Origin of the sequence: Streptomyces sp. NPDC002825 (genome assembly GCF_040295385.1) — a bacterium.
Classification (GTDB): domain Bacteria; phylum Actinomycetota; class Actinomycetes; order Streptomycetales; family Streptomycetaceae; genus Streptomyces.
This window is the reverse complement of the sequence record NZ_JBEOVH010000005.1, coordinates 193,806-220,167: the sequence shown is the minus strand read 5'-3', so window position 1 is coordinate 220,167 and position 26,362 is coordinate 193,806. Positions and strand designations below refer to the sequence as shown.

The window sequence follows — 26,362 nt, the reverse complement described above, 5'->3', positions numbered from 1 at the left end:
GTGGCCGACGCTCCGCGCGTGGTGATCGTCGACGACCAGGCGCTCGTGCGGACCGGTTTCCGGATGATCCTCGCCGCCGACGGCATCGACGTGGTCGCGGAGGCCGCCGACGGCGAGGCGGCCGTGGCGGCGGTCCGCAGGACCCGGCCGGACGTGGTCCTGATGGACATCCGGATGCCGGGCACGGACGGCCTGGAGGCCACGCGCCGCATCCTCGCGGACGAGGTGGCGACGCCGCCGAGGATCGTGGTCCTCACCACGTACGACCTCGACCAGTACGTGTACGCGGCGCTGGCGGCGGGCGCGAGCGGCTTCCTGCTGAAGGACGTCACCCCTGAGCACCTGACGGCGGCGGTCCGGCTCGTCCGCTCCGGGGACGCGCTGCTCGCCCCTGCGATCACGCGGCGCCTCGTCGAGCGCTTCGCCTCGTCCGGTACGGGTGCGGGTCCCCGGGCGGCGCCCCCGCACCGCGAACTGGCCACGCTCACCCCGCGCGAGCTGGAGGTCCTGGAGGCCTTGGCGCGCGGCCTCACCAACGCCGAACTCGCCGCGCGCTTCCGGCTGAGCGAGGCGACGGTGAAGACCCATGTCGCCCGCATCCTCCAGAAGCTCCGGCTCCGCGACCGGGCCCAGGCGGTGATCGCCGCCTACGAGACCGGTCTCGTCACCCCGGGCTCGACGGGCAGCGGACCCATCGGCGCGGGCGGCGGCTGATCGAGCGGAGCCGGCCGGCCGGCCGCATCCGACTGAGCGAGGACGTCCGGGTGAGCGAGAAGATCCTTTGGTCCTGCCTCGGGCCGGAGGACGTCGTCCAGCGCGGTCAGCCGGATGAGCCGCAGGATCCACGGCTGGTCGCAGACGAGCCGCCAGCGCGCACCGCGCCGGTGCATGCGCCCGGCGCAGTGGGCGAGGAGTCCGAGCCCGGTGGCGTCGCAGAAGGTGAGGCGCCGGATGTCGACGGTCAGGGCCTCGGACTCCCGGACCAGGGTGTCGAGCTCGGGCCGCAGGTGCCGCACCAGGACGAGGTCGAGCTCGCCCCGGAGGGCGGCGACCGTGAGACCGCCCTGTGAGCGGACGACGAGGTACGGGTCGTGACGGGGGATCAGCTGCATCGGACGCTCCACAGGGTGGCTCCATGTGTCACGTCGAGCGTGGCCGCCCCGCCGAAGGGAGGGACGTTTCGCCTCGTCCGCAGTCACCTGAATCGGTGAACATCCGAGCCTGTTTCTCTCGTTCGGACGCGCGTGGGCCGGACGTGTGTACGGACCTCCGGCCCCTGCGTACGCGCGCGCGTGCGGCGAGCCCGTGACGGGGTGCGAGCAGCCAGACCAGAGCGAAGATCCCGGTCAGGACGACCACGACCGAACCGCCGGCCGCCAGGTCGTACGCATAGCTCACGTACAGCCCGGCGAGGCTGCCGACGCAGCCGAAGCCCGAGGCGAGCAGGGTCATCGCCCACAGCCGCTCGGTGAGCAGCCGGGCCGTGGCGGCCGGGGTGATGAGGAGCGCGAGGACCAGGACGTTCCCCACGGCCTCCAGGGACATGACGATGGTGGCCGTCACGACGACGTAGAGGGTCAAATCCAGCGGCAGGACGGGAAGCCCCGAGGCCCGGGCCGTCTCGCGGTCGAGGCTGACCGCGACCAGCTCCTTCCGAAGGGCGAGGACGACGGCGACCAGGGCCGTCCCGATGGCGGCCACCCGCCACAGGTCCGCCGTGTCCACGGCCAGGACCTGCCCGAACAGGAACGACGACAGGTCCGTCGTCCAGCTGTCGCGGGTCGACACGAGCACGATGCCGAGCCCGAAGGCGAAGGCGAAGAACACCCCGATGACGGTGTCCTCCTTGAGGCGCCGGTTCTGCGAGACGAAGGCGATGAGCACGGCCGTCGTCACACCGGCCGCGGCGCCGCCGAGCAGCAGGTTGCCCTCGAAGGCGTAGGCGAGCGCCACCCCGGGGAAGGCGGAATGGGCGACGGCGTCACCGATGAAGGCCATGCCCCGGAGCACGACGTAGACGCCGACGACCCCGCAGACGAGACCGACGATCGCGGCGACGGCGAAGGCCCGCCGCATGAACGGCAGCGCCCATGGCTCGGCGAGGAGAGCGAGGAACCCGTTCACGCCGCGTCCTCCGCCCGGTCCAGGCCGAAGGCCCGCAGCATCTGCCCCGCGTCCGCGAGGAGTTCAGGGCCCCCCTCGGCGACGAGCGTCCGGTTCAGGAGCAGCACCCGGGTGCAGGTCCGGGCGGCGGCCGCCAGGTCGTGGGTGGTCATGAGCAGTCCTCTGCCTTCCGCCGCGAGCCGGCCGAACAGCTCGTTGAGCAGGTCCTGGGTCGGGACGTCGACCCCCGTGAACGGTTCGTCCAGGAGCAGCAGCCGGGGCTCGGCGGCGAGGGCGCGCGCCACCAGGACGCGCTGGCGCTGGCCGCCGGACAGCTCGCCGATCGGCCGGCGGCGCAGCGCGGCGAGGCCGGCCCGCTCCAGGGCCTCGTTGGCCGCCGCGCGGTCCTGCGCCCGGGGCCGGCGCAGCCAGCCGACCGTACGGGTGCGCCCGCTGAGCACGGCGCCGGCCACGTCGATGGGGAAGTCCCAGGCGAACTCGTGCCGTTGGGGTACGTAGCCGACGGGGCCCCGGGCCTCGACCGCGCCCGACGACGGGGCGACGAGGCCGAGGACGGCGCGGAGCAGTGTGGTCTTGCCCGCGCCGTTCGGGCCGAGCAGCCCGACGAGCTCCCCGCCGGACACGGCGAGGGAGACGTCCGTGACCGCCGTCCGGCCGCCGAGCGCGACGGAGACGGAACGGACCCGCAGCAGGTCCTCGTGGTCGACGCTCATGCGCGGCGCCTCCGCCGGGCGACGAGGACGGCACCGGCGCCGACGGCGGCGAGGGCGGAGGCCGTTCCGGTGAGCAGCAGGGTGGACTCGGCACCGGTGGAGGCCATGGAGCCTCGGGGGGAGGTGCTGCCGGTGGTGCCTGCGGTGCTCGCGTTGCCGGTGGTGCTGCTGGCGCCGGTGCCGGCTCCGCTCGTACTGGAACCGCCCGTACTGGTTCCCGAGGAGGACGTACCGGAGCCGGAAGCCGTCCCCGTCCCCGTCCCCGTACTCGTACCGGAGTCCGAGCCGCCACCGGTCGCCCCGCCCGTCGCTCCCCCGCCCGGACCGCCCGAGCCCACCTCGAAGGTGAACGTCTCGGTGTCGCTCGTCCTGCTCCCGTCCGCGAGGACGCCGGACATGGTGAGGGTCAGCCGGTACGTGCCCTCGGCACCGAAGGCCCAGCCGCCGTGCGCGTGCGTGTTCTGCGGGACGCCGAAGGTGTCGGGTACCCCGTCCGCGCTCGCGAAGCGGACCGTCGCGCCGGAGAGCCCGTCGTAGTTGAAGAGCGCGAAGGGCCCCGGCCCTTCGGCCTTCACCAGGGAGAACGCGATCTCGCCCCGCGTGGCGCCCGCGCCCATGTTGTCCGTGGACCAGCCGGGCCAGAGCAGCCCGGGCCGCTGGACCTGGTCGAGCAGCCACACCGGATCGCCGGCCTTCCCCAGGAAGGCGAAGTCCGGGTTGGCCGGAACGGTCCGCCGGGCCTCCGGCTTGACGCGGAGCACCAGCGAGGAGGGCTCGCGCCAGACGGTCCGGCCGGGCACCGTCCCGTCCTTGACCTGGATCTGGAGCCTGCCGTCCACCACGCGCGCGGCGATGTCGACGTGGCCCTCGTCGAGGACGGTGGGCGCCGTCTCGGCCTTCTGCACGGGTGCGGCAGCGGGCTGCGCCTGGGGAGCGGCCGGTTGGGCGGCGGACGCCCGGGCCTGGGGCATCGCGACGGGCGCGGGCGCGAGACGCGTTCCCCCGACCCGTACGGTGAACCCGGCCGTGGCGGTCTCGGCGGCCCCGGCTTCCGCTGCGAGCACGATCCGGTAGACGCCCGGCGCGGAGAAGGCCCAGCGGCTCTCGCCCCGGCCGCCCGCGGGAAGCTCGGACGTGTCCGGGAGCCCGTCGCCGCTGTCGAACCACGCGCCGGACGTGTCGTCCTCCGTCCCGAACACCGTCACCGTGCCGGGCCCCTCCGCCTCGGTCAGGGACCAGCGCACCGAGCCGCGCTCCGCAAGGCCCGTGGTGTCCCACGGGGGTCTGAACTCCCAGCGGACCGAGCCGTCCTCCCCCACGCCCCGGTGGGAGTCGTCGAGGTCGATCACCCCGGTCCCACCGAGACCGAGCACGCCGTCGGCCCATCCCGGCCCAGGAGTCCCAGAAACAGGCACAGGCGCAGGCCCTGCCGCAGGTGCGGGCGCAGGTGCCGGCACTGGTGCTTCGGTCGGCGGCTCGGTCATCGCCGTGCCGCCGAGGGCGAGCGCCCCGGCCGCCGCCAGGGCGACGCTCGTGTTCCGTGCGAGCCGCATCGGGCTCACCTCCCCTCCCGGCCCAGGCAGCGGGCCAGTTCGTTCGCGTTGTGGCGCATCATCGAGACGTAGTCGTGGACCTTGTCGTCGAAGGAGTCGCCGTAGATCGTGCAGACGGCGACGCCCTCGTCCTCCGCCACCCGGCGCAGGACGTCCGCGCGGGCCGCCAGATTCGGTTCGACGAAGACGGCGGGGACCTCGCGGTCGCGGATCGTGGCGCGGAGGCGCGCGATCTCGGCCGCGCTGGGCTCACGGCTGGGGACCGGGACGACGAAGCCGGCGATCTCCAGGTGGTAGGCGTGCGCGAGGTATCCGAAGGCGTCGTGCGTGGTGATCAACTTGCGGTTCTTCTGCGGGACTTGGCCGAGGGTTCTCGCGACCTCGTCGTCAAGACCGGCGAGCCGCTTCAGATACCGGGCCGCGTTCCGCTCGTAGGTGGCGCGGCCCTCCGGGTCCGCCTTCGTCAGCTCGCCCTCGATCCGGCGGACGTACGCCTCGGCGTTGGCGACGTCCTCCCAGGTGTGGGGGTCGGTGTCGCCGTGCACATGGCGGCCGAGAACCGCCTGCGGCAGCACCCACAGGTCCGCTCCGGGTCGTCCGAGGAAGCGGTAGGCGTCCTCGCGGGGCACGGTCCCCCTGGCCCGCTGCGGTACGGAGAGGACGACCGCGTCCGTGGACCGGTGCACGCGCCGGCCGGTCGCCGGGTCGTCGGAGCGGATCCGCACCGACCTGGTCCCGGTGTCGAGCGCGATGTCGGCGTGCCCGCCGTCGAGCACGGTCTTGCCGGCCGGTGCCGGGGCGCCGCCGACGACGAAGGTGACGGTTCCGCCGCCGATCGGGGTGGTCTTCCCGTCGAGGGTCTCGGTCTGTCCCCGTACGGTCAGCCGGTACGTACCGGGTTCACTGAAGGCCCAGTTGACGTGGGTGTGCGCCTCGGGCGGCAGGGTGAAGGAGTCCTCGGCGCCGAAGCCGTCGGTGGAGTCGACGACGACCTGCGGGGTGCCGAGCGTGTCCGTCAGATAGACGTGGAGGTCGCCCGGGCCTTCGAGCGCGGTGGCGGTCGTCCGGACGTGGGAGCCGTCGCCGGCCACCTCGCCCTCGACGGCCCAGCCCAGCCAGAGCACGTCGAGTCCGAGGTCCTCCGTGAGCCGGATGACGGAGCCGCCGTACTGTTCGAGGCCTTCGCCGAGGGGCACCTTGGGGGTGGCCTTCGGTGCGTTGGTGTGGATCATCTTCGTGATCCCTGGCTCTTCGAGGAGGAGCCCGTTGCTGAAGACCAGGTCCGAGCGGGCGACGCGGGCGGCGTCGCCGGGGCTGGGTTCGTAGGAGTGGGGGTCGCCGTGGTGCGGCACGACGGAGGCGACGTCGACGCGTTCGCCGCCGACGTTGCGGACGAGGTCGGCGACGATCGCGGTGGTCGTGGAGACGGTCAGTTCGGCCTTGCCGGCGGACCGGCCGCCGGGCCCGCCGGCGCAGCCGGACACCAGCAGCACGGAACCGAGCGCGAAGGCGGCGGTACGGGACGGGTTCACCGGGCCACCCGCTTCCTGCGTACGAGGACGACCGTCACGGCTCCGGCCGCGAGGGCGAGCCCTGCGAGCGCCGCCGGCAGGGCGAGCGGGACCGTGCCGGTGGCCGCCAGCTGATGGTCGCCCGTGGGGGTGGCACGGGCGGGAGCCGGCTGGGGTTCGAAGGGGGACGCGGGAGTCGGCGCCACGGGAGGGGACGGAGCAGGGGACGACGTGGCGGCCGGGTCCGGCGTCGGGCCGGCCGCACCGGTCGACGGAGGGCTGGGGGCCTGCGTACCGGTCGGCGTCGGCGAACCGGACGGCGAAGAGGTACCGGAGGGCGACGAGGTCGGAGCGGACGTAGGCGTAGGCGGAGGAGTGGGCGTCGCAGTGGGCGTCGGCGTGGCCGTAGGCGTGGGCGTGCCCTCCCCCGCCCCCGGCTCGATCGTCGACGGGTCCACGTCGCCCACGGCGACGGCGAGGGTCTCGCGGTCGGAGACCCGCGTCCCGGAGGGCAGGGTGGCGCTCATCTCCAGGGTGATCCGGTAGACGCCCTCCGTGTCGAAGATCCAGAGCGGGTGGGCGTGGCTGAACGCCGGCAGAGTGACGGCGCCCGGTTCGGCCTTCGCGCTGTCGACGTCGACGCCGATGCGCAGACCGAGTTCGGGATCGTCCTCCCACTGGCCGAGGACGAACCGGCCGGGCCCGTCGATCGCGGGGAAGGTGACCGCGATGCCGCCCGTCACGTCGGCGGGCAGGATGCCGAGGGTGTTCCAGCCGGGCCAGAGGAGGCCTTCCGTCGACGCGAAGTCCTTGTCGACCCAGAGGCTCGCGCCGGGCGCGCCGAAGCCCTCCAGCTGCGGGACCTCCTCGCGCGGCGGGATCACGATCTCGTGGCGCGGGTCGAAGTGGAGGAGGACGTCGGAGGGTTCGCGCCAGACGGTGGCACCGGGGACCGTCCCGTCCTTGACGCGGAACTCCAGACGGCCGTCGGTGAGCCGGGCGGCGAGGTCGAGGTGGCCGCCGTCGAGGACGACGCGCTCGCCTGCCGGGGCTTCGCGCGGGGGCGCTTCCGCCCCGTGAGCGGGCGGTGCGGCGGGCGACACGGCGAGAGCGGCGGCGAGGGCGACGGTGAGCGCGACGGCGGAGGGGGTGGAGGGTGCGTTGCGGGCCCGCATGGCGGGGCGGCTCCTTCGAGGGGGCGACAGGGGAGGCCGGGGCCGCGCCGGGGGCGGTTCGAACGGCGGGTTGCCCCGCCCCCGGCGCGGGGCTCATGGACGGGCGGGCGTCAGCCGACCTGGAAGGTGTACGTGGCGGAGCTCGGGCCGACGGGGGTGCCGTTCGTCAGGGTGCCGCTGACGGAGAAGGTCGCGGTGTACGAACCGGCCTTGGTGAAGACCCAGTTGGCGTGGTCGTGCTCGCCGGCGGCGATGTCCCGGGTGTTGGCCAGGGTGGCGTCCCCGCTGTCGTAGGAGCGGTTGCTCCGGGGGCAGAGGCCGTTCTTGTAGACGGTGAGCTTGCCGGGGCCGCTCAGGGAGACCAGCTTGACCTGCACCTTGTCGTTCTGGAAGACGCCGGCGGTGAGGTGCTCGCCGGATATGCCGGGCCAGAGCAGGTCGGCGTTCTGCGTCTGCGGCAGCCTGTAGACGGTGGTTCCCGCCGCGCCGAGGTGGCTGTAGCAGGTGCCGGTGGGCACGGTGTAGGCGGCGGCCGGCAGGGCGCGGAGGACGACGTCGGCCGGGGCGTACTCGACGTCGGGGGTCACGGACTCGTCGTGGACGTGCAGGGCGAGGCCGGTGCCGTCGTACTCGACGTCGAGGACGTCGACGTGCCCCGTGGAGAGGGTGGTCCCGGCGGCGTGGGCGGCGGTGAGTCCACCGACGGCGAGGGTGGCGGCGACGGTTCCGGCGAGGGTGAGAGAACGCGTGAAGGCACGCAAAAGAAGCCCCCCTTGGGCAAATGGTTGAGTGTGCGCGAACAAGGGAGACGATAATCGTTTTCATTAAGAGCTGACAAGCGAGGTCTCGGGGCGGGGCTTCCACAGGGGAGGACCCGCCCCGGGAACGGATCAGCGCTTGAGCGTGAAGGTGAAGTCGCCGGAGAGCCTGCCGCCCAGCCTGATTGCCGAGACGAGACTCCCCTCCGCGATCAGCCGCTCGACCTCGGCCCGCGCGAGGCCGCAGCCCTCGGCGATCAGCCGCGTCGGCCGGACGGGGATCCGGGCCGCGAAGCGGACCGAGACGTCGAGCACGTCGCCGTCCGGGTGGTCCGCTCCGCCGGTGTCGAGACGCCAGGCGCCGTCCCAGTCGAGGGCGATGCGGTTGCGCCGCTGAACGGCCGGATCCTGGAGCAACTCGGCGGCCAGCGACATGTCGTTGGCGTGCAGGCGGTCGAGCAGCTCGGGCCGTACGGAGCGCACGTTCATCCGCTCCAGGAGCGTCAGCTTCGCGGTGTCCCCGCAGGAGGCGCAGAGCACGAGCAGCCAGGCGTCGAGGAGCTTGTGATGGGCGTTGACACGGAACTTGCCGTTCGGCCGGAAGCGTTCGGACGCACACGCGTGGCAACGGCGGAGGACGAGCGGAAGACGGGTGGGCATGACAAACCAGGTGGTGAGCACAGGAGTACACCGGTTTCAGTGAGAAAGTCCGCAGCAAGAAGCAGCGCGGCGCGGAGGCGCGACGCGCGACAGATCAGCGCTCGGGGGTTCTCACACGGTGTACAACGGCACGCCCTTGCCCAGACGACGGGTTCAGCAACACGGTAGGCGCGCCTGACGGCTCCGCTCCACCGATTTTCCGCGCTGCGGGCCGGATACGGCAGTCGGGCGGTTCCGTGGCGGCCCGGGGGCGCGGTCAGGGGCAAGGGGGAACGGCAACTGATATTCCGTCACATGTCCCGGCTCCGTCACCCGAGAAGAGTGGTTCATGCGCCGCACCCCTACCACCCGACGACTCCACAGGCTGCTCACCGCCTCCCTCGGCGGACTCCTCGCGGTCACCGCCGTCGCCGCTCCCGCCCAGGCCGACGTGGGGGACCTGACGGAGTACCCGATCACGACCACCCCCGACAGCTACCCCGCCGGGATCACGGCGGGGCCCGACCGCGCCCTGTGGTACGCCGGGGACGGCAGGATCGGGCGGATCACGACCGACGGCACCGTGACCGACTACCCCGTGCCCGGCGACCAGAGCTTCACCTTCGACATCACCCGGGGCCCGGACGGGGCACTGTGGTTCACCGAGCCCAACGCCGACGAGATCGGCCGCATCACCACGGCGGGCCAGGTCTCCGAGGTCGCCCTGGCCGCAGGCAGTGCACCCACGGGGATCGCGCTCGGCACCGACCGCGCACTGTGGTTCACCGAGGCGGGCGCCACGAACCGGATCGGCCGGATGCGGCCGGGCGGCGGCGTGACCGAGTACGCCATCCCCACGCCGGACAGTAACCCGTACCACATCGCCGCCGCTCCGGACGGCTCGATGTGGTTCACGGAACTCGCCGCCGGCAAGATCGGCCGGGTCGACAGGTACGGCACCGTCACCGAGTTCCCGCTGCCCACGGGCTACGAGTTCCCGTCCGACATCGCGGCCGGACCCGGCGGGATGTGGTTCACCGAGCTCGGCGGGAGCGACATCGGGCGGATCAGCCTGTCGGGCGAGCTCACCTTCTTCCCGCTGCCGACCTCCAGCCCCGGTGCGGACGGCATCACCCGCGGTCCCGACGGGAACATGTGGTTCGCCGAACAGGCCGGCGCGATCGGGCGGATCACCCCGGCCGGGAAGGTCACCGAGTTCCCGGTGCCGAACGGCGCGGACACGGTGCCCTACAACATCGCGACCGGGCCCGACCGTGGCGTCTGGTTCACCGAGCTCATCGGCAACGCCATCGGCCGCGTGCAGGCCGTCCCCGGCCGGGGGCCCGGCACACGGACCGCCGTCTCACAGGCCACCGCCTCGTTGCGGCCGGCTGCGGGGCCGCGCCCCGAGCGCAGCCGCCGGCTGACGCTCTGCGGCCCGGGGAGCCCCGTCGGCGCAGCCCCGTTCTGCCGCTGAACCCTGGACGCTATCCCCGCGAGACGACGCCGGTGCCGGTGCCGGTGAGTGCCGTCAGTGGGATCCGGCGGAACTCCACGGTCTCGTACGGACTCCTCGTCCCGGTCTCCTGGAGGAGGCCCACCGTCGCCGGGTCAAGCGGCACCAGGTCCGAGTAGGCGGCCTTCCGCCGGGACACCGTCAGTGCCTTCGTGAAGGTCCGGCCGCCGTCCCCGCTGGTCCAGACGGCCGGCTCCGCGCGGGCGTCCGGCACCGACGGAGCCGAGAACAGCAGGAGGCCGTCGGGGCCGCCCACGTACAGGAGGCCGCCCTGCACCACGGGCACGCGGTCCAGGGTGTGCTGGGGCGCGAGGGGGCGGTCGAGGCTCGCGCCGCCGTCGCCGGAGGAGGCGTCCGCGCGGTGGCCGGGGCTCGCGCCGAGCTGGTCACGGGAGCTGAAGTACACACGTCCGTCCGGCAGTTGGGCCGCCGTCGACTCGTTGGCGTTGACGAACCCGTCGTAGCTGTCGTCCACGAAGCCGAGGCGCCAGGAACGGCCGCCGTCGTCGCTGTGGAGCGCGTGCGCCCCGTAGTACCGGGGCTCCTCGCCGGTGTCCGCGGAGCCCTCCGGCGGGGCCGCCGAGTGGTCGGCCGGCACGACGAGCCGGCCCGCGTGCGGGCCCCGGGTCAGGGCGAGGGCGTGGCCCGGGCCCGTGGCGTACCAGCGCCATCCGGGCCTCTTCACCTGGGCGGTGATCTCGCGCGGGGCGGAGAACGTCCGCCCGTCGTCGGAGCTGCGCTGGACGAACACCCGGCGGCCGCGTGCAGCCGGGACCTCACCGCGCAGGATCCGCCGCTCCGTCGCCTCCGCGCCGTTGTAGGAGCTGAGCAGCACCACGTCGCCCGAGCGCGGATCGACGACCGGCGCCGGGTTCCCGCGCGTGTCGCCGTGCCCGTCGGCCACGACCGCGGGCGGCCCCCAGGTGCAGCCGCCGTCGGCCGACCGGCGCACCACGATGTCGATGTCGCCGCTGTCCCCGGCCCCTTCGGTCCGGCCCTCGGCGAAGGCGAGCACGGTACCGGCACGCGTCCGCACGGCGGCGGGAATGCGGTAGCTCGCGTAGCCGCCGACACCGGCGGCGTACGGGACGGACACCGCGCATCCGGCCGGCGCTCCCGTCGGGCCCGGCTGCCCGGCGACTCCCGGCACACCCGAACCCGGGAGACCGCCCGACCCCGCGACGTACAGCGCCACACACACCAGGCCGAGCAGCCCGAAGATCCCCACCCGCACACGCCCCATCCGCCCCACGATCCCCGCCCGAACCGGCGACGGACCGAACTCCGGGACAACACGAGGGGCCGGCCACGCGACATCGCGCGGACGGCCCCCCGGGCGGCTCACCTCATGCTCAGCCGGCGAACCGGGCCATCCACGCCTCGACCTCGGCCGAGGAACGCGGCAGACCGGCCGACAGGTTCTCGTGGCCCTCCTCGGTGACGACGAGGTCGTCCTCGATGCGGACGCCGATGCCGCGCCACTCCTCGGGCACGGTCAGGTCGTCCGGCTGGAAGTACAGGCCGGGCTCGACCGTGAGCACCATGCCCGGTTCGAGGACGCCGTCGACGTACTCCTCCGTGCGGGCCTGGGCGCAGTCGTGGACGTCGAGGCCGAGCATGTGGCCCGTGCCGGCCATGGTGAAGCGGCGCTGGAGCCCGAGCTCGTAGGCACGGTCGACGGGGCCCTCGATGAAGCCCCACTCGACGAGGCGCGCCGCCAGGTGACGCTGGGAGGCCTCGTGGAAGTCGCGGTACGGGGCGCCCGGCTTCACCGCGGCCATGCCGGCCTCCTGGGCCTCGTACACCGCGTCGTACACCTGGCGCTGGACGGGGGTGAAGGTGCCGCTGATGGGGAGGGTGCGGGTGACGTCGGCGGTGTAGAGGGAGTGCGTCTCCACGCCGGCGTCGAGGAGGAGCAGCTCGCCGGGGCGGACCGGGCCGTCGTTCTGCGTCCAGTGCATGATCGTGGCGTGGTCGCCGGCCGCGCAGATCGAGCCGTAGCCGACGTGGTTGCCCTCCAGGCGGGCCCGGCGGAAGAAGGTGCCCTCGATCCACCGCTCGGAGGAGGCGACCGCCCGGGAGAGTTCGGCGACGCAGTCGGTGAAGCCGCGGACGGTGGAGTCCACCGCCTTGCGCATCTCGCCGAGCTCCCACGCGTCCTTGACGAGGCGGAGGTCGCTGAGCACGCCCTCCAGTTCGGCGTCGCGCTCCTCGTCGGTGGTGACGGCGGCTTCGAGGGCCGGGTCGATGCCACGGACGATGCGGGTCGGCAGGCCGGAGCCGGCGGCGAGGTCCTCGGTGATGGTGCGGACGTCACGGCAGGGCAGTCCGAGGACGGTCTCGGCCTCGGCGAGGGAGCGGCGGCGGCCCATCCACAGCTCGGCGGTGTAACCGATCCAGAACTCGTCGTTGTCGCGGCTGTCGCGGGGCAGCTGGTAGCAGTAGGCGTCGTGGCCGCCGTCGGCACGCGGTTCGAGGACGAGCGCGCCGTCACGGGCCTGGTCGCCGGTCATGTGCACATAGCCGGAGTACGGGCGGAAGGGGTAGTTGTCGTCGTTGGAGCGGTACTTGAGATTGCCGGAGGGGACGATCAGGCGCTCGCCGGGGAAGCGCGCGGAGAGCGCGGCGCGGCGCGCGGCCGCGTACGGGGCCTGCTCGGCCGGTTCGAGGTCGTGCCGCTCGGTGTCCGCCCACCCCGTCCTCATCAGAGCGGAGAGCTCCTCGGAGACGCCGTTGTAGAGGCCGTTCTTGCGACCCTTCGCCACGTCCTGCACCTTCTTCCGGATAGGTTCTCGGCCGCCGTGCGTCGGCGGCACCCGGACGGTACTGCGCCGCGGGCCCGCCGGGTGCCCGGATCGGCCAGTGGCACGAATCGGCCACACCCCGGGCGGCGGGGGCCTCCGGGGCGGGTCGATAATGCGGTCCATGGCGAACGAGAAGCTCGGTGAGGCGCTGCGGCTCCTGGGGATCGGCGGCGAGGCCCGGCGGGTCTACATCCGGCTCCTGGAGCTCGGTCCCGCGCCACTGAGCGCGATCGGCGCCGCGGCCGGTCTCGACGGCCCGGAGCTCTCGGCGGCGTACGGGGAGCTGGTCGACGCGGGCCTGGCGAGCCCGGCGGCGCAGGGCCCCGACCTGGTGGCGCCGGTGCCTCCGGCCGCGGGCCTGGAGATCCTGGGCCGGCACCGGGCGGCCGAGCTCGACGAGTCGAGGATCACGGTCGGGGGCGCCTTCGAGTCGTTCCGGCGGCAGCGGCTCGCCGCGTACAACGACGATCTCGTGGAGGTCGTCACCGGCGATGCCATCGGCCCGCGGAGCCGGCAGGCCTGGGCCAGTGCCCGGGAGCAGATCCGGCAGTTCGACTCCCCGCCGTACACGCCCATTCCGGGCTCCACCGACGACGCGCTCGCGACGCTGGCCCGTGGGGTGACGCAGCGGGTCATCTACTCCCAGGCGTCCCTGGAGTACCCGGACAAGATGCGGACGGTCATCGAGCCGTGCATCGAGGCGGGTGAGCAGGCCCGGGTGCTGCCGTCGGTCCCGGTCAAGCTCATGATCATCGACGAGGCGTACGCGCTGGTGTCCCTGTCGATCAGGGAGGCGGACGTGCACAACACGATGCTGGTCGTGCAGCCGTGCGGGCTGCTCTCCGCGCTCGTCGCCCTGTTCGAGCAGACCTGGCAGAGCGCCCTGCCGTTCCACGGCGGCAGGGCCCGTCCGGCGGGCGTGCTGCCCGCCGGACTGCTGCCCGCCGACCGGCGGCTCCTGTGGCTGCTCGCGGGCGGCGCGAGCGACGACGTCATCGCCCGGGAGATCGGGGTCAGCCGCCGTACGCTCTTCCGCCGCATCCAGGTCCTGATGGCCCGGCTCGGCGCCACGAGCCGCTTCCAGATGGCGCTGCAGGCGCAGCGCCAGGGCTGGCTGTAGGACCGAAGGACCGGGGGCAGGGCTGTCCGCAGGACCGGTCAGGGCCGGCTGCGGGAGCAGTCGGCCAGGTCAGGCGGCGTCAGGTCAGGCGCATCAGGTCGGGCGCGTCAGATCAGGCGCATCAGGTCAGGTGCCGCCGGAGGAAGGTGTGGACGAGGGCGCTGTTGTGGGCGGCCTGTTCGTTGTCCCCGGCGCCCGCGTGGCCGCCGCCGGTGTTCTCGTGGAACAGGACGGGGTGGCCGAGCTCGCGCAGCCGGGCCGCCGTCTTGCGGGCGTGGCCGGGGTGGACGCGGTCGTCGCGGGTGGAGGTCATCAGAAGCACCGGCGGGTAGGTCCGGTCGCCCGCGAGGCGGTGGTACGGGGAGAGTTCCCGCAGGTGGGCGAGGTCCGTCTCGTCGTCCGGGTCGCCGTACTCGGCGATCCAGGACGCGCCCGCGAGGAGCTTGTGGAAGCGGGTCATGTCGAGCAGCGGGACCTGCGCGACGATGGCGCCGAACAGCTCCGGGTACCGGGTGAGCATCGCGCCCATGAGCAGGCCGCCGTTGCTGCCGCCGGAGGCGCCGAGCCGGTCGGGGGTGGTGATGCCCCGGGCGACGAGGTCCCGGGCGACGGCCGCGAAGTCCTCGAAGGCCCGCGGCCGGTCCGCGCGCAGGGCGGCCTGGTGCCAGTCCGGTCCGTACTCGCCGCCGCCGCGGATGTTCGCGATGACGTACGTGCCGCCTCCCTCCAGCCAGGCGCGGCCGGTGACGGCGCCGTAGTAGGGGGTGAGGGAGACCTCGAAGCCGCCGTAGCCGTAGAGCAGGGTGGGTCCCGGGCCGGTGACGGCGTGGTCGGGGCCGATGACGAAGTACGGCACGCGGGTGCCGTCGGGCGAGGTCGCGAAGTACTGCTCGACCGTGAGTCCGGCGGTGTCGAAGCGGTCCGGGGCCTGCTTGAGGACTTCCGTGTCGCCGCCGATGTGCCCGCGGTGGAGGCTGGACGGCTGGAGGAAGCCGGACACGTCGAGGAAGTACTCGTCGGAGACGTCCGGGTCCGTGTCCACGACCCCGACGGCGGAGAGCGCCGGGACGCCGACGAGCGGGGTGCGCGTCCAGCCCGCGCCGTCGGCGCCCGGGGTGAGGACCTCGATGTGGGTGCTGACGTCCCGCATCGTCTCCAGGATCAGATGGTGCCGGGTCCAGGAGTGGCCGGCGAGGGCCGTGCGCGCGTCGGGGGTGAACAGCACCTCGGGGGTGCGGTCGCCCGCGAGGAAGGCGTCGAAGTCGAACGCGAGGAGGGAGCCGGTGGGCTGCCCCAGCCACGCGGACTTCAGGGTGACGAGCAGGTGCCGGCGGTGGACGTGGACGAGCGCGTCGTCGGGGACCTCGATGCGTACGGTCGTGCCGTCGGGCTCCAGGAGGTACGTCTCGCTGCGGAAGAAGTCCAGCGAGCGGCCGACGAAGTCCCGCTCGAAGCCGGGCGTGTCGTCGCGGTAGCCCCAGGCCGACACGTCGCCGTCCTCCGCCTCGTACACGAGCTCGGACCGCTCGATCGGCGTGCCGCGCCGCCAGCGGCGGACGGTGCGCGGGTAGCCGGAGTCGGTCAGCGAGCCCGGACCGGTGTCCGTGCCGAGGAAGACGGTGTCGGCGTCGACCCAGCCGATCCGCGTCTTCGCCTCCGGCACCTCGAAGCCGCCGTCGACGAACTCCCGCCTGGCGAGGTCGAATTCGCGGACCACGACGGCGTCGCCGCCGTCCCGGGACAGCCGCACCAGGGCCCGGTCGTAGGCGGGACGACGCACCGTCGCCCCGTCCCACACCCACTTCTCGTCCTCGGCGGCGGCCAGCGCGTCGACGTCGAGGAGGACCTCCCAATCGGGCGCGTCCTTGCGGTACTGCTCCAGGGTCGTGCGCCGCCACACCCCGCGCACGTGGTCGGCGTCGCGCCAGAAGTTGTAGAGGTACGCGCCGCGCCGCGTGGTGTACGGGATCCGGTCCGAGGCGTCGAGGACCTCCCTCACGCGCGCCTTCAGCGGGGCGAACCCGGCGTCGGCGGCCAGCACGTCCGCCGTCTCGGCGTTCCGCTCGGCCACCCACGCGAGGGCGGCCTCGCCGGAGATGTCTTCCAGCCACAGGTACGGGTCGTCATCGCTCACCCCCGTATTGTGCAGGAGCCGAAAGGTCCCGCCTCAGCCCCGGCTCTCGCGCCGCAGCCGTACGGCGAGGTGGTGCTGGAGCGGCCGGCCGACCGCGGCGAGGTCGTGGACGAAGTCGAGGGTGTCCCCGCCGGTGAGCGTGTAGCGGCGGCGCGTGGCGTCGACCTGCTTGGCGGTCGGGGCGAGGGCGACCTCGTGGGTCGTGAGGTCCACGGTGGTGCCGTCCGCGTGGCCGACGGCGATCTCCGCGATGCCCGTCGGCTGGGTGATCAGCGCTTCGACCCGGCCCTCGGGCTGCAGCCGCCACCAGCCGCTCTCCCGGGCCGAGGGCCGCAGCGGGGCGCCGGCCTCGTCGATGAGCCAGGCCCGCGCCTCGTAGTGCAGGAAGGGGCGCCCGTCATGGCTGAAGGTGACCTCCTGCTCGTACGCGAACTCCTCGGCGAGCGAGGGATAGCCACCGCGCCCGCGACCGGCCCAGGTCCCGAGCAGCCAGGTCACCGGAGCGAGCAGCGCGTGCGGCGCGGGCGCCTCGTCCGGCCCGAACGCGTCGGGGTAGGGGTGCTGCCGGTCGCGGTCGTTCATGGGGTGCGCTCCTGGGTCGGGACCTGTGCCGTACGGCAGCTTAGGCCGCGGTGTCCGGCGCGCCCCGCAGCGCGAGCCCGAGGACCGTGGTGGCGACGACGCCGGCCGCGAGGCCGCAGGTGAGGGCCGCCGGGATGCCGTTGCCGATGACGGCGGAGAAGTGGAGGAGGCTCTGCTGCGGGCCCGCCTGGACGACGGCGATCCGCACGAGCTGGCTCGCGAGGAGGGCGAGGACGGTGGCGCAGACCGCGCCGACCGCCATGGCGGGGAGGGTGACCCGGGTGAGCAGCCCGGGGAGGGCGCGCAGGGCCCACCAGAAGACGACGAGGAGCGCGACGTCGGAGGCGCGGTAGAGGAGCCACTCGCCCAGCGGGACGCCCTCCGGGCCCGACCACGCGCCGAGCAGCAGCCACTGGCGCAGCAGGTCCCCCGGCTCGGAGAGGAGTCCGCCGCCCGGGGTGAGCTCCTGGAGGGCGGCGGCGACCGAGTGGTACGAGAGGACCACGACGGACAGCGCGATCACGGCCGTCCCCGCCGTGGCGGCCAGGCGCGCGGCGCGGGCCGGGACGTCCGTGCGGGGCAGCGGGCCGGCGCCCTTGACGGCGATCCGTGCGACGAGGACGGCGGCTCCCGCCGCGACGAGTCCGACGGCGACGGGGAGTTGGCGTCCGGCGGCGATCACGCTCGCCAGCTGGGGCAGGAAGCGGTAACTGCCGTGTCCGGTAGAGGCGATGAGCCACGGGGCGGACACGGCGAGCGCCAGGGTTCCGGCCACCGCGCCCCAGGCCCACAGCGCGAGGAACGCGGCGGTGGTCCGCCCGCGCACCGGGGGCAGCCTGCGGATCAGGAGGAGCGCGCCGAGCACGAAGAGGGCGAACACGGCTCCGTACCGGATCTGGACCCCGGTCGTGTAAAGGCCGTTGTAGAAGGAGCGGTTGTCGTCGCCCATGGTGTCCCCGACGTAGCCCGACGCCATCGCGCCGGCGTCGAGGAAGGCCGGCGGGTCGTACGCCCACGGGGCCAGCCAGCTCTGGAGTTCGGCGACCGCGTCGGCGCCGAGGCGCTCGCCGCTGCCGGGGAGGTGCAGGGCGTCCGCGGTGGCCCCGGCCCACCACAGGAGTGCGGTCAGCAGCAGCCCGCCGATCAGTGCGGGTATCGCCGCGCGCCGGTATGTCATGTCCTGTCCCCCGTCGTGAACGCTTCCGGTCAGCTGGAGCGTAGAGCGCGGTGATCACGCGCGGGGCACGGCCAGACGTCGGTTCGACGGGCGGGGTCCGCGCATCCAGGGTCCGAGACGCGGTCGGACGCACGGGGCACGGTCACACATCGGTTCGCCTGCGGGCCCGCGCGTCCAGCGTCCGAGACACCGTTGACCCGGCGCGTGTCGGCCGCTACGTTCGCGCCATGTTGCGTACAGCCCTGCTCACCACGCGCGGTCACATCGACCTGCTGCGGGTGGCCTCCGCCGCGTGTCGCCGCGGCCGCTGACGCCCTTTCACCTGCACCCCGCCTCCGCTGAGGCTCTGATCGCCGTGCGCGCGTGCCCGCTCCGCGCCCACGGACGCTGACGCGTACCTTCACCTCCCTCTCCCCCGGAGTCCGTCATGACGGTCGGCCATGCCCCTCCCTCCACCCCGCCCGACATATCGCCTTTGCCGGACGTCGAGTCCCTGACGTCCGCCCGGGAGCCGGGTCGCTCGCGGCGGCGCGGCGACCCGGCCGTTCCGCGCTGGCTGCGCCGGGCCGTGGGACCCGTCCTCCTGCTCGCCCTGTGGCAGGCGAGCAGTGCGGCGGGGCTGCTGCCGGCGGACGTGCTGGCCTCACCGGGAACCATCGCCCGGGCCGCCGCGGAGCTGGTCGGGGACGGGACGCTGCCGACCGCCATGGGGGTCTCGCTGCGGCGGGTCGCCGTGGGGCTGCTGCTGGGCGGGGTGGTGGGGGTCGCCCTCGCCCTGGTGTCCGGGCTCTCGCGGCTCGGCGAGGACCTCGTCGACGCGCCCGTACAGATGCTGCGGACGGTCCCGTGGGTGGGGCTCATCCCGCTGTTCATCATCTGGCTGGGGATCGGGGAGGCCCCCAAGGTGGCGCTCATCGCCCTCGGCGTCGCCTTCCACCTCTATCTGAACGTGTACGCCGGGATCCGTGGCGTGGACGCGGGGCTCGTAGAGGCGGGCGAGTCCCTGGGGCTCGGCCGGTGGGGCCTGGTCCGGCACGTCGTCCTGCCGGGCGCGCTGCCCGGGGCGATGACCGGCCTGCGCTACTCGCTCGCGACGGCCTGGCTCGCGCTCGTCTTCGGCGAGTCCATCAACGCCGACGCCGGGATCGGCTTCCTCATGAACCAGGCGCGGGAGTTCTTCCGCACGGACGTGATCGTCGTCTGCCTCGTCGTCTACGCCTTTCTCGGCCTGCTGGCCGACGCCCTCGTCCGTACTCTCGAAAGGCTGCTGCTGCAATGGCGACCGACCTTCACGGGGCAGTGACCGTCCAGGGGCTCACCCGCTCCTTCGACGGGCGTCCCGTCGTCGACGGGCTCGATCTGTCCCTGCTCGCGGGGCAGTTCACGGTGCTCCTCGGCCACAGCGGCTGCGGCAAGTCGACGCTCCTGCGGATCCTCGCGGGGCTCGACCGGGAGGTCTCCGGCACGGTCCTCGTGCCGCGCCGCCGTGCGGTGGCCTTCCAGGCGCCGCGCCTGATGCCCTGGAAGAAGGTCTGGCGGAACGTCCTGCTCGGGCTGCCGGGGAAGCCGGACCGGGCGGTGGCGGAGAAGGCGCTCGCGGAGGTGGGACTCGACCACCGCTCGGGGGCCTGGCCGAAGACCCTGTCGGGCGGCGAGGCCCAACGCGCGTCGCTCGCCCGGGCGTTGGTACGGGACCCGGATCTGCTGCTGCTCGACGAACCGTTCGGCGCGCTCGACGCGCTGACGCGGATCAAGGCCCAGCGGCTCGTGGCCGAGCTGTGGCAGCGGCGCGGCTGCACGGTCCTGCTCGTCACGCACGACGTCGACGAGGCGCTGCTGCTGGCGGACCGCGTCCTGGTGATGCGGGACGGCGCGATCGCGTACGACACGACCGTCGCCCTCGACCGCCCGCGCTTTCCCGGCAGCCCCGCGCTGACGGCCCTCCGCACCCGATTGCTCGCCGAACTCGGAGTGACGGAAGGCGAGTTCACGGAACAGGCGGCCGCCTGACCGATGCCCCCTCTACACCGATGCCCCCTTATACCCACCGCAAGGAGACACCCATGAAGTCCTTCCGCCTGTCCACCGCGGCACTGCTCGTGCCGCTCGCCCTCCTCGCCTCCGCCTGCTCCGGTGCCTCCGCGGCCGGCGAGGCCTCGAACTCCGACGGCAAGGGCTCCGTCGTCCTGAACGTCGGCGACCAGAAGGGCGGCTCCGAGGCCCTGCTGCGCGCCGCCGGTGAACTCGACGACCTGCCGTACCGGGTGAAGTGGTCGACGTTCACCTCCGGCCCACCGCTCCTCGAGGCGATCAACGCCAAGGCCGTCGACTTCGGCTCCGTCGGGAACACCCCGCCCGTCTTCGGCGCAGGCGCGGGCTCGAAGATCACCGTGGTCGCGTCGACCCGCGGCGACTCCGCGGGCGAGGCGCTGCTCGTCCCGAAGGACTCGCCGCTGCGCACCGCGCGGGACCTGAAGGGGAAGACGGTCGCCGTCGCGCAGGGAAGCTCCGCCCACTTCCAGCTGATCGCCTCGCTCCGGAAGGCCGGCCTGGAACTGTCCGACGTCCGGGTCAGCCTCCTGCAGCCGGCGGACGCCCTGGCCGCGTTCACCAGCGGCAAGGTCGACGCCTGGGCGGTCTGGGACCCGTACACCTCCCAGGTCCTGCTGAGCGGAAAGGGCCGGATCCTGACCGACGGGCGCGGTCTCGTCAACGGCCTCGGCTTCCAGGTCGCAGCCCCCTCGGCACTGGCCGACAAGGAGAAGGCGCAGGCCATCGGCGACTTCGTCGAGCGGCTGCGCCGCGCCCAGGGCTGGGTGTTCGACCACCCCGAGGAGTGGGCGAAGGTCTGGGCGAAGGAGACGGGACTGCCGTACGAGGTGGCCCTGGCGTCCGTGAAGCGCAGCAACGGGACCCGCATCCCCGTCGCCCTCGACGACGCGGCCGTCGCCTCCGAGCAGAAGATCGCCGACACCTTCGCCGACCTCAGGCTGATCCCGCACACGTTCCGCTTCGCCGACTACGTCGACACCCGCTTCAACAAGAACCTGCCGCCGTCCACGACCCCGGCGCGCAGCTACGGAAAGGCCTCCTGATGACCGTCCATCTGCACTGGTTCCTGCCGACCGGCGGCGACGGCCGGACCCTCGTCGACCGGCACGCCTACACGGACGGCGGGATCACCCGGAACCGGACCGTGTCCGGGGTCCGCGCCCCCGACATCGACTACCTCGTCCAGATCGCCAAGGCGGCCGAGCAGCTGGGCTTCGAGGCGGTGCTGACGCCGACCGGCACGTGGTGCGAGGACGCCTGGCTGACGACGGTGGCGCTCGCGCAGCACACCGAGCGGCTGAAGTTCCTGGTGGCGTTCCGGCCCGGGGTGATCTCCCCGGTGCTCGCGGCGCAGATGGCGTCCACGTACCAGCGGATCACCCGGGGACGGCTCCTGCTGAACGTGGTGACCGGTGGCGACTCGGCCGAGCAGCGGCGCTTCGGCGACCATCTCGACCACGACCGGCGGTACGCGCGCACGGCCGAGTTCCTGTCGGTGGTGCGGGGCGTGTGGGGAGGGCGGCCGTACGACTTCGAGGGCGAGCACTTCCGGATCGAGGGCGGGCTCACCGCGCTGCCGCCGGACCCGCTGCCCGAGATCTTCTTCGGCGGCTCGTCGGCGGCGGCCGGACCGGTCGCGGCGGAGCACGCGGACGTGTACCTGACGTGGGGCGAGCCGCCGTGGCAGGTGAAGGAGAAGATCGACTGGATCCGGCGGCTCGCGGAGGAGCGCGGCCGGACGGTCCGGTTCGGGATCCGGCTGCACACGATCTCGCGCGACTCGGCGCGGGAGGCCTGGGCGACGGCCGACCGGCTGCTCTCCGACCTCGACGCGGAGACGGTGGCCGCGGCGCAGGAGCTCCTCGGGCGGAGCGAGTCGGTGGGCCAGCAGCGGATGCTGGCGCTGCACGGCGGCGGCTCGCTCGACCGCGACCGGCTGGAGATCTCGCCGAACCTGTGGGCGGGCGTCGGTCTGGTACGGGGCGGGGCCGGGACAGCGCTGGTCGGCAGCCACGCCGATGTGGCGGACCGGATCGAGGAGTACCACGACCTGGGCGTGGAGCACTTCGTCCTGTCGGGCTACCCGCACCTGGAGGAGGCGTACTGGTTCGGCGAGGGCGTGACCCCCGAACTCGCGGCCCGCGGCCTCCTGCCGTCACCCCCCGCCTCCCCCCTCCTCGCCGTCCCGGCGACGAACGGCCGCCCGGCCTCGGCCCCGGGCGGCGCACCGCTCCTGGTACCGGGCGGGCGGTAGGCCTCCGGCCGGCGGGGGTGGGAAGAACCCCACCCCCGCCCCGGTTGGTGGAAGGGTGAACGATTTCGGGTTCGAAGAGGGTCGGGCGGTGGACGTCGTCGTCATCGGGGCCGGGCAGGCCGGGTTGTCCGCCGGCTTTCATCTGCGGCGGGCCGGGCTGGGGCCGGACCGGGACTTCGTCGTTCTGGACCACGCCCCCGCGCCGGGCGGCGCCTGGCAGTTCCGGTGGCCCTCGCTCACGTACGGCAAGGTGCACGGGATGCACGCGCTGCCCGGCATGGAGCTGACCGGGGCCGATCCCGCGCGTCCCTCCTCGGAGGTGATCGGCGCGTACTTCGACACGTACGAGCGGACCTTCGACCTGCGGGTCCACCGCCCCGTCGACGTCACCGCCGTCCGGGAGGGCGAGGGCGGGCGGCTCAGGGTCGACACCTCGGAGGGCGTGTACGCGACGCGGGCCCTGATCAACGCGACCGGCACCTGGGACCGGCCGTTCTGGCCCCGCTACCCCGGGCAGGAGACCTTCCGCGGCCGCCAGCTGCACACCGCCGGATACCCGGGCCCCGAGGAGTTCGCCGGGAAGCGGGTGCTCGTGGTCGGCGGCGGGGCCTCCGGCACCCAGCACCTCATGGAGATCGCCGAGGTCGCCGCGGAGACGACCTGGGTGACCCGGCGCGAGCCCGTCTACCGCGAGGGTCCCTTCGGCGAGGCGGAGGGCCGCGCGGCCGTCGCCCTCGTCGAGGAGCGGGTGCGGCGCGGGCTGCCCCCGCAGAGCGTCGTCTCGGTCACCGGGCTGCCCCTCAACGACGCGATCCGCGCGGCACGCGCGCGCGGGATCCTGGACCGGCAGCCGATGTTCGATCGGATCACCCCGACCGGCGTGGCATGGGACGACGGCCGGACCGTCGACGTCGACGTCATCCTGTGGGCGACGGGCTTCCGCGCGGCGATCGACCACCTGGCGCCGCTGCGGCTGCGGGAACCGGGCGGCGGCATCCAGGTGGAGGGCACGCGCGCGGTACGGGACGAGCGCGTCCACCTCGTCGGCTACGGCCCCTCGGCCTCGACGATCGGCGCCAACCGGGCCGGCCGCGCGGCCGTGGCCGACGTCCGCCGTCTCCTCGACGGCGACCGGCTCACGGTCTGACCTGACTGTTCAGCGCTGCGCCGCACCCCGGTTGGCGTTGAACTCGGCCACGTTCGCCTGATGGGCCGCGTAGTCGGCGGTGAAGCGGGTGTCCCCCGGGGCGACCGTCACGAAGTAGAGCCAGTCGCCGTCCGCCGGACGGATGACCGCGTCGATGGCCTGGTCCCCGGGGTTGCCGATGGGCGTCGGCGGCAGCCCCTTGCGCGCGTACGTGTTGTACGGGCTCTCCGACTTCGTGTCCGCCACGCTGGTGTCGACGGTGCTGCGCCCGAGGGCGTAGTGGAGCGTCGAGTCCATCTGGAGCGGCATGCCCTGGGCGAGCCGGTTGTGGAGGACGCGGGCGACCTTCGCCATGTCCTCGGGGTTGTCGGCCTCGGCCTGCACGATGCTGGCCGCGACGACCGTCTCGTACGGGCTCAGTCCGTGCGCCCGCGCCCCTTCGGCGATCCGCTGGACGCCGTAGTGCTTCGCGGCGGTGTCCGCCATGAAGCGCAGCAGCGCCTCGGGCGTGGTGGTCGAGAGCACGGGATAGGTCGCGGGGAAGAGGTAGCCCTCGGGGTTGCCGCCGGCCGCGGCGGGCAGCGGGAGGACGCCGGGGGCGGTCGCGGCCTTCCGTGCGGTCCCGTCGGGAAGGCGGAGGGCCCGGTCGACGGCCGTGTAGACCTGGCCGGCCCGCCAGCCCTCCGGGATGAGGAGCGTGCGGGGCTGTTCCACGGCGGGTTCGTCGTGGCTGAGCAGCAGCGGCACGGTGACGGCGGCGGCCACGGCGAGGACGGCCCCGAGGAGCAGCGTCAACCGCCCGCGCCGGGTGAGACGCGCACGGCGGGGAGGCCGGGGCAGGCGGGCGCGGCGGGGAGGCCGGGGCAGGGACGGGCGGCGGGGACGGCGCGGGGGTGCGTACGGGGAGGACGACCGGTACGTCATGGCCGCACGCTAACTCGATCCGTACGCGAATCCGGGTAACCGCGCACGCGGCGGCGCCGCCGGCCCCCTGGGACGGGGGACCGACGGCGCCGGGCACTGCGATCGTCAGACGAGCCAGCCCAGGAAGTGGAGGACGCCGGCGAGCAGGTTGGTGATGACGTTCATGGTGGTGCTTCTCCTCGTACAGGTACATCAGTGGGACCGTGCGGTCGCGGTCTGCAGCCCGTCGCTCGCACTCCGTAATCATCCGATGCCGTACGGGAGTCGGGCAACGAATCCCGGCACGATCACACGTTCTGGGGAACAACCGCTCCCACGTTCGCCTGTTCGGTACGGGCGTCCCGGCGGACCAGGGCCGCGTACCGCCCGTCCTGGGCGAGCAGCTCCTCGTGCGTCCCGCGCTCGGCGATCCCGCCGGCCTCCAGGACCACGATCTGGTCGGCGTCGCGGACGGTGGAGAGCCGGTGGGCGATGGTGATGGTGGTGCGGCCGGCCGACAGGGCGTCGATGGCGCGCTGCACCGCGTGCTCGGTCCGGGTGTCGAGGGCGCTGGTCGCCTCGTCGAGGATCAGGACCGGAGGGTCGCGCAGGATGGTGCGCGCGATGGCGAGGCGCTGCTTCTCGCCGCCCGAGAAGCGGTAGCCGCGCTCGCCGACGAGGGTGTCGTACCCGTCGGGGAGCGACGCGATGTGCTCGTGGATCTGGGCGGCGCGCGCGGCCGCCTCTATCTCCTCGTCGGTGGCGTCCGGCTTGGCGAAGCGGAGGTTGTCGGCGACGGAGGCATGGAAGAGGTACGTCTCCTGGGAGACGACGCCGACGGCGCGGGCGAGGGTGTCGAAGTCCAGGTCGCGCACGTCGACCCCGTCGAGGGTGACGCGGCCGCCGGTGACGTCGTACAGCCGGGGCACGAGGTAGCTGAGGGTGGACTTGCCGGAGCCGGTGGGGCCGACGACGGCCAGGCTGCCGCCGGCGGGGACGGTCAGGTCGATGCCGTCCAGGGTCGGGCGGCCCTCCCCCTCGGGGTCGTAGTGGAACTCGACCTTCTCGAAGGAGACCTCGCCGCGGATCTCCGGCAGCCGGACCGGCTCGTCGGCCTCGGTGATGTCGACGGGCAGGTCGAGGTATTCGAAGATGCGCTGGAAGAGCGCGAGGGAGGTCTGCACCTGCACGCCGGTGGAGAGCAGGCTGACGGCGGGCCGGAAGAGGCCCTGCTGGAGCGAGACGAAGGCGACGAGCGTGCCGAGCGAGATCTCGGAGCCGCCCGAGCCGAGGGCGATGCCGGCGGCCCAGTAGATCAGGGCGGGCATGGCGGCCATGACGATGCCGATGGTGGACATCCGCCACCGCCCGGCCATGGAGGAGCGCACTTCGAGGTCGACGAGGCGCTCGGACTCCTCGGCGAACGACTTGGTCAGCGAGTCGGCGCGACCCATGGTGCGACCCAGCAGGATGCCGCTGACCGAGAGGGACTCGGTGACGGTCGCGGCCATGGCGGCCATCTGCTTCTGCCGCTGGGTGGTGATCGTCTTGCGCTCGCGGCCGACGCGGCGGCTGATCCAGACGAAGACGGGCAGCAGGAGCAGCGAGACGAGGGTGAGGCGCCAGTCGAGGGCGAGCATGGCGACGACGGTCGCGACGACGGCGGTGAGGTTGGAGACGAGGGAGGTGGCCGTGGAGGTCACGGTCGCCTGCATGCCGCCGATGTCGTTGGCGATGCGGGACTGCACCTCGCCCGTACGCGTGCGCGTGAAGAAGGCGAGCGGCATCCGCTGGAGCTGCTCGTAGACCCCGGTGCGCAGGTCGTGCATGACGCGCTGACCGACGGTGGTCGAGATCAGGGTCTGGAGCACGCCGAAGACGCTGGTCAGGACGGCCGTGGCGATCATGCCGAGGGCGAGCAGGCTGAGCAGCCCGGTGCGGCCCTGGGGGATGGCGGTGTCCAGGATCTCCCGGAGGAGGAACGGCGAGGCGACCGAGACGAGCGAGGCGGCGCCGACCAGGAGGCCGACGAGCGCGAGGCGCGCGCGGTAGGGGCGGAAGAGCCGAAGGATCCGCCGCACCTGGGCGGGCTCCTTGGGCTGGCCGGAGTCGCGGGGCGGGGGCGTCCAGTCGGACTGGTCGTGGGGGCGCATGGGCTCCTTCGAGGGTAGACGATTCCATCGGAGCATAGCTCACTGTT

At 73.5% G+C, this 26,362-nt stretch carries 23 protein-coding genes; 8 read left to right on the top strand and 15 right to left on the bottom strand.

All coding sequences use genetic code 11. The features are described 5' to 3' along the window. The gene (locus tag ABT041_RS09500) at positions 1–714 is read left to right on the top strand and encodes a response regulator (protein ID WP_351181631.1); all 714 of its coding nucleotides are present in this window, start codon (positions 1–3) and stop codon (positions 712–714) included. Here the strand turns inward: ABT041_RS09500 and ABT041_RS09495 are convergent. From ABT041_RS09495 to ABT041_RS09460, 8 genes are all read right to left on the bottom strand, one after another. After that, on the bottom strand, positions 648–1,112 hold the full coding sequence (locus ABT041_RS09495; protein ID WP_351181628.1) for an STAS domain-containing protein: 465 nt from the start codon (positions 1,110–1,112) through the stop codon (positions 648–650). The two genes, ABT041_RS09500 and ABT041_RS09495, sit on opposite strands and share 67 nt — an antisense overlap. A 28-nt stretch (positions 1,113–1,140) precedes the next feature. Beyond that, positions 1,141–2,124 carry an anchored repeat-type ABC transporter permease subunit gene (locus ABT041_RS09490; protein WP_351181625.1) on the bottom strand — a complete coding sequence of 328 codons (984 nt, stop codon included), beginning with the start codon at positions 2,122–2,124 and terminating at the stop codon, positions 1,141–1,143. Beyond that, the gene (locus ABT041_RS09485) at positions 2,121–2,837 is read right to left on the bottom strand and encodes an anchored repeat-type ABC transporter ATP-binding subunit (RefSeq protein ID WP_351181622.1); all 717 of its coding nucleotides are present in this window, start codon (positions 2,835–2,837) and stop codon (positions 2,121–2,123) included. Before ABT041_RS09485 ends, ABT041_RS09490 begins: the two co-directional genes overlap by 4 nt. Then, on the bottom strand, positions 2,834–4,210 hold the full coding sequence (locus ABT041_RS09480; protein ID WP_351181620.1) for a choice-of-anchor M domain-containing protein: 1,377 nt from the start codon (positions 4,208–4,210) through the stop codon (positions 2,834–2,836). Before ABT041_RS09480 ends, ABT041_RS09485 begins: the two co-directional genes overlap by 4 nt. A 185-nt stretch (positions 4,211–4,395) precedes the next feature. Continuing rightward, positions 4,396–5,922: an anchored repeat ABC transporter, substrate-binding protein gene (locus tag ABT041_RS09475; protein WP_351181618.1), complete on the bottom strand. Its 1,527-nt coding sequence runs from the start codon at positions 5,920–5,922 to the stop codon at positions 4,396–4,398. Next, positions 5,919–7,076: a choice-of-anchor M domain-containing protein gene (locus tag ABT041_RS09470; RefSeq protein ID WP_351181615.1), complete on the bottom strand. Its 1,158-nt coding sequence runs from the start codon at positions 7,074–7,076 to the stop codon at positions 5,919–5,921. The genes ABT041_RS09475 and ABT041_RS09470 overlap by 4 nt, the downstream gene beginning before the upstream one ends. 110 nt (positions 7,077–7,186) lie before the next feature. Beyond that, entirely contained in the window at positions 7,187–7,837 is a 651-nt protein-coding gene (locus tag ABT041_RS09465; protein WP_351181612.1) for a choice-of-anchor M domain-containing protein, read from the bottom strand. Positions 7,838–7,966: 129 nt separating this feature from the next. After that, complete coding sequence (locus ABT041_RS09460) at positions 7,967–8,494, bottom strand: DUF1062 domain-containing protein (protein WP_351181609.1); 528 nt, start codon at positions 8,492–8,494, stop codon at positions 7,967–7,969. A gap of 328 nt (positions 8,495–8,822) precedes the next feature. Here ABT041_RS09460 and ABT041_RS09455 point away from each other — a divergent pair, with 328 nt between their 5' ends. Then, entirely contained in the window at positions 8,823–9,950 is a 1,128-nt protein-coding gene (locus tag ABT041_RS09455; protein WP_351181607.1) for a Vgb family protein, read from the top strand. Between the two features lie 10 nt (positions 9,951–9,960). Here the strand turns inward: ABT041_RS09455 and ABT041_RS09450 are convergent, their stop codons facing one another. Both ABT041_RS09450 and ABT041_RS09445 read right to left on the bottom strand, forming a co-directional pair. Beyond that, positions 9,961–11,232 (bottom strand): sialidase family protein, encoded by a 1,272-nt coding sequence (locus ABT041_RS09450; protein WP_351181604.1) that lies wholly within the window; start codon positions 11,230–11,232, stop codon positions 9,961–9,963. Positions 11,233–11,341: 109 nt separating this feature from the next. Beyond that, positions 11,342–12,754 carry an aminopeptidase P family protein gene (locus ABT041_RS09445; protein ID WP_351181601.1) on the bottom strand — a complete coding sequence of 471 codons (1,413 nt, stop codon included), beginning with the start codon at positions 12,752–12,754 and terminating at the stop codon, positions 11,342–11,344. Between the two features lie 160 nt (positions 12,755–12,914). Between ABT041_RS09445 and ABT041_RS09440 the strand changes: the two genes are divergently transcribed. Beyond that, on the top strand, positions 12,915–13,913 hold the full coding sequence (locus ABT041_RS09440; protein WP_351181598.1) for a LuxR family transcriptional regulator: 999 nt from the start codon (positions 12,915–12,917) through the stop codon (positions 13,911–13,913). A 121-nt stretch (positions 13,914–14,034) separates the two neighbouring features. Here ABT041_RS09440 and ABT041_RS09435 read toward each other — a convergent pair whose 3' ends face one another. The 3 genes from ABT041_RS09435 to ABT041_RS09425 are packed head-to-tail and all read right to left on the bottom strand — an operon-like array spanning position 14,035 to position 17,806. After that, complete coding sequence (locus ABT041_RS09435; protein ID WP_351181595.1) at positions 14,035–16,047, bottom strand: prolyl oligopeptidase family serine peptidase; 2,013 nt, start codon at positions 16,045–16,047, stop codon at positions 14,035–14,037. Positions 16,048–16,080: 33 nt separating this feature from the next. Beyond that, positions 16,081–16,629 carry a nitrobindin family protein gene (locus ABT041_RS09430; RefSeq protein ID WP_351181592.1) on the bottom strand — a complete coding sequence of 183 codons (549 nt, stop codon included), beginning with the start codon at positions 16,627–16,629 and terminating at the stop codon, positions 16,081–16,083. Positions 16,630–16,669: 40 nt separating this feature from the next. After that, complete coding sequence (locus tag ABT041_RS09425; RefSeq protein WP_351181589.1) at positions 16,670–17,806, bottom strand: hypothetical protein; 1,137 nt, start codon at positions 17,804–17,806, stop codon at positions 16,670–16,672. Positions 17,807–18,233: 427 nt separating this feature from the next. Here ABT041_RS09425 and ABT041_RS09420 point away from each other — a divergent pair, with 427 nt between their 5' ends. From ABT041_RS09420 to ABT041_RS09400, 5 genes are all read left to right on the top strand, one after another. Then, positions 18,234–19,109: an ABC transporter permease gene (locus ABT041_RS09420; RefSeq protein WP_351181586.1), complete on the top strand. Its 876-nt coding sequence runs from the start codon at positions 18,234–18,236 to the stop codon at positions 19,107–19,109. Continuing rightward, positions 19,082–19,816 carry an ABC transporter ATP-binding protein gene (locus tag ABT041_RS09415; RefSeq protein WP_351181583.1) on the top strand — a complete coding sequence of 245 codons (735 nt, stop codon included), beginning with the start codon at positions 19,082–19,084 and terminating at the stop codon, positions 19,814–19,816. The genes ABT041_RS09420 and ABT041_RS09415 overlap by 28 nt, the downstream gene beginning before the upstream one ends. 53 nt (positions 19,817–19,869) lie before the next feature. After that, positions 19,870–20,901 carry an ABC transporter substrate-binding protein gene (locus ABT041_RS09410; RefSeq protein ID WP_351181580.1) on the top strand — a complete coding sequence of 344 codons (1,032 nt, stop codon included), beginning with the start codon at positions 19,870–19,872 and terminating at the stop codon, positions 20,899–20,901. Next, on the top strand, positions 20,901–22,112 hold the full coding sequence (locus tag ABT041_RS09405) for an LLM class flavin-dependent oxidoreductase (RefSeq protein WP_351181577.1): 1,212 nt from the start codon (positions 20,901–20,903) through the stop codon (positions 22,110–22,112). Before ABT041_RS09410 ends, ABT041_RS09405 begins: the two co-directional genes overlap by 1 nt. An 88-nt stretch (positions 22,113–22,200) precedes the next feature. Beyond that, positions 22,201–23,259, top strand: a complete 1,059-nt coding sequence (locus ABT041_RS09400) for an NAD(P)-binding domain-containing protein (protein ID WP_351181574.1) — start codon at positions 22,201–22,203, stop codon at positions 23,257–23,259. A gap of 9 nt (positions 23,260–23,268) precedes the next feature. On the opposite strand, the gene mltG is transcribed toward ABT041_RS09400, so the two are convergent. Both mltG and ABT041_RS09390 read right to left on the bottom strand, forming a co-directional pair. After that, a complete protein-coding gene (gene mltG / locus ABT041_RS09395; protein WP_351181571.1) occupies positions 23,269–24,183 on the bottom strand; it encodes an endolytic transglycosylase MltG in 915 nt (304 codons plus the stop codon). Between the two features lie 287 nt (positions 24,184–24,470). Continuing rightward, complete coding sequence (locus ABT041_RS09390) at positions 24,471–26,315, bottom strand: ABC transporter ATP-binding protein (protein WP_351181568.1); 1,845 nt, start codon at positions 26,313–26,315, stop codon at positions 24,471–24,473. Positions 26,316–26,362: the final 47 nt, after the last annotated feature.

Bases quoted from the DNA above. Each gene is read 5' to 3' on its own strand.
- ABT041_RS09405 (WP_351181577.1), top strand. From the start codon at position 20,901: ATGACCGTCCATCTGCACTGGTTCCTGCCGACCGGCGGCGACGGCCGG.
- ABT041_RS09415 (WP_351181583.1), top strand. From the start codon at position 19,082: ATGGCGACCGACCTTCACGGGGCAGTGACCGTCCAGGGGCTCACCCGC.
- ABT041_RS09410 (WP_351181580.1), top strand. From the start codon at position 19,870: ATGAAGTCCTTCCGCCTGTCCACCGCGGCACTGCTCGTGCCGCTCGCC.
- ABT041_RS09470 (WP_351181615.1), bottom strand. From the start codon at position 7,076: ATGCGGGCCCGCAACGCACCCTCCACCCCCTCCGCCGTCGCGCTCACC.
- ABT041_RS09420 (WP_351181586.1), top strand. From the start codon at position 18,234: ATGACGGTCGGCCATGCCCCTCCCTCCACCCCGCCCGACATATCGCCT.
- ABT041_RS09430 (WP_351181592.1), bottom strand. From the start codon at position 16,629: ATGAACGACCGCGACCGGCAGCACCCCTACCCCGACGCGTTCGGGCCG.
- ABT041_RS09495 (WP_351181628.1), bottom strand. From the start codon at position 1,112: ATGCAGCTGATCCCCCGTCACGACCCGTACCTCGTCGTCCGCTCACAG.
- ABT041_RS09440 (WP_351181598.1), top strand. From the start codon at position 12,915: ATGGCGAACGAGAAGCTCGGTGAGGCGCTGCGGCTCCTGGGGATCGGC.
- ABT041_RS09450 (WP_351181604.1), bottom strand. From the start codon at position 11,232: ATGGGGCGTGTGCGGGTGGGGATCTTCGGGCTGCTCGGCCTGGTGTGT.
- ABT041_RS09485 (WP_351181622.1), bottom strand. From the start codon at position 2,837: ATGAGCGTCGACCACGAGGACCTGCTGCGGGTCCGTTCCGTCTCCGTC.
- ABT041_RS09460 (WP_351181609.1), bottom strand. From the start codon at position 8,494: ATGCCCACCCGTCTTCCGCTCGTCCTCCGCCGTTGCCACGCGTGTGCG.
- ABT041_RS09425 (WP_351181589.1), bottom strand. From the start codon at position 17,806: ATGACATACCGGCGCGCGGCGATACCCGCACTGATCGGCGGGCTGCTG.
- mltG (WP_351181571.1), bottom strand. From the start codon at position 24,183: ATGACGTACCGGTCGTCCTCCCCGTACGCACCCCCGCGCCGTCCCCGC.
- ABT041_RS09455 (WP_351181607.1), top strand. From the start codon at position 8,823: ATGCGCCGCACCCCTACCACCCGACGACTCCACAGGCTGCTCACCGCC.
- ABT041_RS09390 (WP_351181568.1), bottom strand. From the start codon at position 26,315: ATGCGCCCCCACGACCAGTCCGACTGGACGCCCCCGCCCCGCGACTCC.